General features: G+C 51.4%; 2 tRNA genes and 3 rRNA genes. All 5 read right to left on the bottom strand.

What is annotated here, in order from left to right:
- Positions 1-6: 6 nt before the first annotated feature.
- The 5 genes from rrf to AC1D2Q_RS29385 all read right to left on the bottom strand — a co-directional run bounded on the left by rrf (position 7) and on the right by AC1D2Q_RS29385 (position 5,299).
- Positions 7-122 (bottom strand): 5S ribosomal RNA (gene rrf, locus AC1D2Q_RS29405).
- A gap of 155 nt (positions 123-277) precedes the next feature.
- Positions 278-3,169: ribosomal RNA gene (locus AC1D2Q_RS29400) — 23S ribosomal RNA — on the bottom strand.
- A 246-nt stretch (positions 3,170-3,415) separates the two neighbouring features.
- A tRNA-Ala gene (locus AC1D2Q_RS29395) sits at positions 3,416-3,491 on the bottom strand.
- A gap of 29 nt (positions 3,492-3,520) precedes the next feature.
- Positions 3,521-3,597: transfer RNA gene (locus AC1D2Q_RS29390), tRNA-Ile, on the bottom strand.
- 163 nt (positions 3,598-3,760) lie between these two features.
- Positions 3,761-5,299, bottom strand: a 16S ribosomal RNA gene (locus AC1D2Q_RS29385).
- Together the 16S, 23S and 5S rRNA genes with 2 tRNA genes alongside form the textbook arrangement of a ribosomal RNA operon.
- Positions 5,300-5,681 lie beyond the last annotated feature (382 nt).

Below are 5,681 nucleotides of genomic sequence, written 5' to 3'. Positions count from 1 at the left end.
ATTTAATCTTGACGATGACCTACTCTCACATGGGGAAACCCCACACTACCATCGGCGATGCATCGTTTCACTTCTGAGTTCGGGATGGGATCAGGTGGTTCCAATGCTCTATGGTCGTCAAGAAATTCGGGTACCGAACCGTCTTTCGACGCTTCAGCAAATTGGGTATGCGATAGTTTGTGCGGCTTTTGTGAATGGTTGCGAACTTTCGGTTCATTGCGTCTTCACACACCGCAATCTGGTGTCCTTYCGGATCARCAAATTGCTTGGGTGTTATATGGTCAAGCCTCACGGGCAATTAGTATTGGTTAGCTCAACGCCTCACAGCGCTTACACACCCAACCTATCAACGTCGTAGTCTTCGACGGCCCTTCAGGGGACTCAAGGTCCCAGTGAGATCTCATCTTGAGGCTAGTTTCCCGCTTAGATGCTTTCAGCGGTTATCTATTCCGAACATAGCTACCCGGCAATGCCACTGGCGTGACAACCGGAACACCAGAGGTTCGTCCACTCCGGTCCTCTCGTACTAGGAGCAGCCCCTCTCAAATCTCAAACGTCCACGGCAGATAGGGACCGAACTGTCTCACGACGTTCTAAACCCAGCTCGCGTACCACTTTAAATGGCGAACAGCCATACCCTTGGGACCGGCTTCAGCCCCAGGATGTGATGAGCCGACATCGAGGTGCCAAACACCGCCGTCGATATGAACTCTTGGGCGGTATCAGCCTGTTATCCCCGGAGTACCTTTTATCCGTTGAGCGATGGCCCTTCCATACAGAACCACCGGATCACTAAGACCTACTTTCGTACCTGCTCGACGTGTCTGTCTCGCAGTCAAGCGCGCTTTTGCCTTTATACTCTACGACCGATTTCCGACCGGTCTGAGCGCACCTTCGTACTCCTCCGTTACTCTTTAGGAGGAGACCGCCCCAGTCAAACTACCCACCATACACTGTCCTCGATCCGGATAACGGACCTGAGTTAGAACCTCAAAGTTGCCAGGGTGGTATTTCAAGGATGGCTCCACGCGAACTGGCGTCCACGCTTCAAAGCCTCCCACCTATCCTACACAAGCAAATTCAAAGTCCAGTGCAAAGCTATAGTAAAGGTTCACGGGGTCTTTCCGTCTAGCCGCGGATACACTGCATCTTCACAGCGATTTCAATTTCACTGAGTCTCGGGTGGAGACAGCGCCGCCATCGTTACGCCATTCGTGCAGGTCGGAACTTACCCGACAAGGAATTTCGCTACCTTAGGACCGTTATAGTTACGGCCGCCGTTTACCGGGGCTTCGATCAAGAGCTTCGCGTTAGCTAACCCCATCAATTAACCTTCCGGCACCGGGCAGGCGTCACACCCTATACGTCCACTTTCGTGTTTGCAGAGTGCTGTGTTTTTAATAAACAGTCGCAGCGGCCTGGTATCTTCGACCGGCGTGGGCTTACGCAGTAAATGCTTCACCCTCACCGGCGCACCTTCTCCCGAAGTTACGGTGCCATTTTGCCTAGTTCCTTCACCCGAGTTCTCTCAAGCGCCTTGGTATTCTCTACCCAACCACCTGTGTCGGTTTGGGGTACGGTTCCTGGTTACCTGAAGCTTAGAAGCTTTTCTTGGAAGCATGGCATCAACCACTTCGTGTTCTAAAAGAACACTCGTCATCAGCTCTCGGCCTTGRAATCCCGGATTTACCTAAGATTCCAGCCTACCACCTTAAACTTGGACAACCAACGCCAAGCTGGCCTAGCCTTCTCCGTCCCTCCATCGCAATAACCAGAAGTACAGGAATATTAACCTGTTTTCCATCGACTACGCTTTTCAGCCTCGCCTTAGGGACCGACTAACCCTGCGTCGATTAACGTTGCGCAGGAAACCTTGGTCTTTCGGCGTGGGTGTTTTTCACACCCATTGTCGTTACTCATGTCAGCATTCGCACTTCTGATACCTCCAGCAAGCTTCTCAACTCACCTTCACAGGCTTACAGAACGCTCCTCTACCGCATCACCTAAGTGATACCCGTAGCTTCGGTGTATGGTTTGAGCCCCGTTACATCTTCCGCGCAGGCCGACTCGACTAGTGAGCTATTACGCTTTCTTTAAAGGGTGGCTGCTTCTAAGCCAACCTCCTAGCTGTCTAAGCCTTCCCACATCGTTTCCCACTTAACCATAACTTTGGGACCTTAGCTGACGGTCTGGGTTGTTTCCCTTTTCACGACGGACGTTAGCACCCGCCGTGTGTCTCCCATGCTCGGCACTTGTAGGTATTCGGAGTTTGCATCGGTTTGGTAAGTCGGGATGACCCCCTAGCCGAAACAGTGCTCTACCCCCTACAGTGATACATGAGGCGCTACCTAAATAGCTTTCGAGGAGAACCAGCTATCTCCGAGCTTGATTAGCCTTTCACTCCGATCCACAGGTCATCCGCTAACTTTTCAACGGTAGTCGGTTCGGTCCTCCAGTCAGTGTTACCTAACCTTCAACCTGCCCATGGATAGATCGCCCGGTTTCGGGTCTATTCCCAGCGACTAGACGCCCTATTAAGACTCGCTTTCGCTACGCCTCCCCTATTCGGTTAAGCTCGCCACTGAAAATAAGTCGCTGACCCATTATACAAAAGGTACGCAGTMACMSAACAAAGTSKGCTCCCACTGCTTGTACGCATACGGTTTCAGGATCTATTTCACTCCCCTCTCCGGGGTTCTTTTCGCCTTTCCCTCACGGTACTAGTTCACTATCGGTCAGTCAGTAGTATTTAGCCTTGGAGGATGGTCCCCCCATATTCAGACAAAGTTTCTCGTGCTCCGTCCTACTCGATTTCATGACYAAGAGATTTTCGCGTACAGGGCTATCACCCACTATGGCCGCACTTTCCAGAGCGTTCCGCTAATCTCAAAGCCACTTAAGGGCTAGTCCCCGTTCGCTCGCCACTACTAAGGGAATCTCGGTTGATTTCTTTTCCTCAGGGTACTTAGATGTTTCAGTTCCCCTGGTTCGCCTCTTGCACCTATGTATTCAGTACAAGATAACCATCTTATGATGGCTGGGTTCCCCCATTCAGACATCTCCGGATCAAAGTCTGTTTGCCGACTCCCCGAAGCTTTTCGCAGGCTACCACGTCTTTCATCGCCTCTGACTGCCAAGGCATCCACCGTATGCGCTTCTTCACTTGACCATATAACCCCAAGCAATCTGGTTATACTGTGAAGACGACATTCGCCGAAAATTCGCATGCTCAATTAAGAGCMACTCACAAATTTTACCTTAGCCTGATCCGTTACCAGTGAAAGTAACGTYCAGTCTATCTTTCTATCACATACCCAAATTTTTAAAGAACGATCTAGCCAAAGACTAGAAATCAAYATTCACCATCATCACGATGGAATGCTCATTTCTAAGCTTTCAACAACAGAAGCAGTAGTGGTGGAGCCAAACGGGATCGAACCGTTGACCTCCTGCGTGCAAGGCAGGCGCTCTCCCAGCTGAGCTATGGCCCCGTATTTCTACAGGTGTTCCCACACAAAATTGGTGGGTCTGGGCAGATTCGAACTGCCGACCTCACCCTTATCAGGGGTGCGCTCTAACCAACTGAGCTACAGACCCAATTTCGAGCTACTAAGGCCGACCTCACCCTGCTCTTTACCACACAGCATGGGGTGCGCTCTAACCAACACAGCTACAACCTGATACAGGCTGCTTCATATCGTCTTCTTCAATGAATCAAGCAATTCGTGTGGGAACTTATGGAGCAGCTGATGTCGTCGATTAAGGAGGTGATCCAGCCGCAGGTTCCCCTACGGCTACCTTGTTACGACTTCACCCCAGTCATGAATCACACCGTGGTAACCGTCCCCCCGAAGGTTAGACTAGCTACTTCTGGTGCAACCCACTCCCATGGTGTGACGGGCGGTGTGTACAAGGCCCGGGAACGTATTCACCGCGACATTCTGATTCGCGATTACTAGCGATTCCGACTTCACGCAGTCGAGTTGCAGACTGCGATCCGGACTACGATCGGTTTTRTGGGATTAGCTCCACCTCGCGGCTTGGCAACCCTCTGTACCGACCATTGTAGCACGTGTGTAGCCCAGGCCGTAAGGGCCATGATGACTTGACGTCATCCCCACCTTCCTCCGGTTTGTCACCGGCAGTCTCCTTAGAGTGCCCACCATTACGTGCTGGTAACTAAGGACAAGGGTTGCGCTCGTTACGGGACTTAACCCAACATCTCACGACACGAGCTGACGACAGCCATGCAGCACCTGTCTCAATGTTCCCGAAGGCACCAATCCATCTCTGGAAAGTTCATTGGATGTCAAGGCCTGGTAAGGTTCTTCGCGTTGCTTCGAATTAAACCACATGCTCCACCGCTTGTGCGGGCCCCCGTCAATTCATTTGAGTTTTAACCTTGCGGCCGTACTCCCCAGGCGGTCAACTTAATGCGTTAGCTGCGCCACTAAGAGCTCAAGGCTCCCAACGGCTAGTTGACATCGTTTACGGCGTGGACTACCAGGGTATCTAATCCTGTTTGCTCCCCACGCTTTCGCACCTCAGTGTCAGTATCAGTCCAGGTGGTCGCCTTCGCCACTGGTGTTCCTTCCTATATCTACGCATTTCACCGCTACACAGGAAATTCCACCACCCTCTACCATACTCTAGCTCGACAGTTTTGAATGCAGTTCCCAGGTTGAGCCCGGGGATTTCACATCCAACTTAACGAACCACCTACGCGCGCTTTACGCCCAGTAATTCCGATTAACGCTTGCACCCTCTGTATTACCGCGGCTGCTGGCACAGAGTTAGCCGGTGCTTATTCTGTCGGTAACGTCAAAACAATTACGTATTAGGTAACTGCCCTTCCTCCCAACTTAAAGTGCTTTACAATCCGAAGACCTTCTTCACACACGCGGCATGGCTGGATCAGGCTTTCGCCCATTGTCCAATATTCCCCACTGCTGCCTCCCGTAGGAGTCTGGACCGTGTCTCAGTTCCAGTGTGACTGATCATCCTCTCAGACCAGTTACGGATCGTCGCCTTGGTGAGCCATTACCTCACCAACTAGCTAATCCGACCTAGGCTCATCTGATAGCGCAAGGCCCGAAGGTCCCCTGCTTTCTCCCGTAGGACGTATGCGGTATTAGCGTTCGTTTCCGAACGTTATCCCCCACTACCAGGCAGATTCCTAGGCATTACTCACCCGTCCGCCGCTCGCCACCAGGTACAAGTACCCGTGCTGCCGCTCGACTTGCATGTGTTAGGCCTGCCGCCAGCGTTCAATCTGAGCCATGATCAAACTCTTCAGTTCAAACATCTTTGGGTTTTTAAGAAACCCTAAACTTGGCTCAGCAATCGTTGGTTACATCTTTGATTTCTCGCGGAGYAACTTGTGATGCTGATAATCTTGTTGACTATCAGTCTGACYCCACAAGCACCCACACGAATTGCTTGATTCAGTTGTTAAAGAGCGGTTGGTTAAGAGCTTTCRTCTCAACCGAGGCGCGCATTCTACAGCAGCCTCTGTTGCTGTCAAGCGGTTATTTTCAGAAGTTTTCAAAGTTTCCCGTAAGAAACATCAGCAACTTCAACCACTTGCGCTTCCGATCTCTCGTTAGCGGGAGGCGAATTCTACAGCGTTAGTCGCTGCTGTCAACACCTCTTTTTCTCCGCTTTCGACCGAGAAGATCGAA

This window comes from Pseudomonas sp. P1_A1 (genome assembly GCF_056406935.1).
This window is presented reverse-complemented; position numbering and strand designations above follow the sequence as displayed.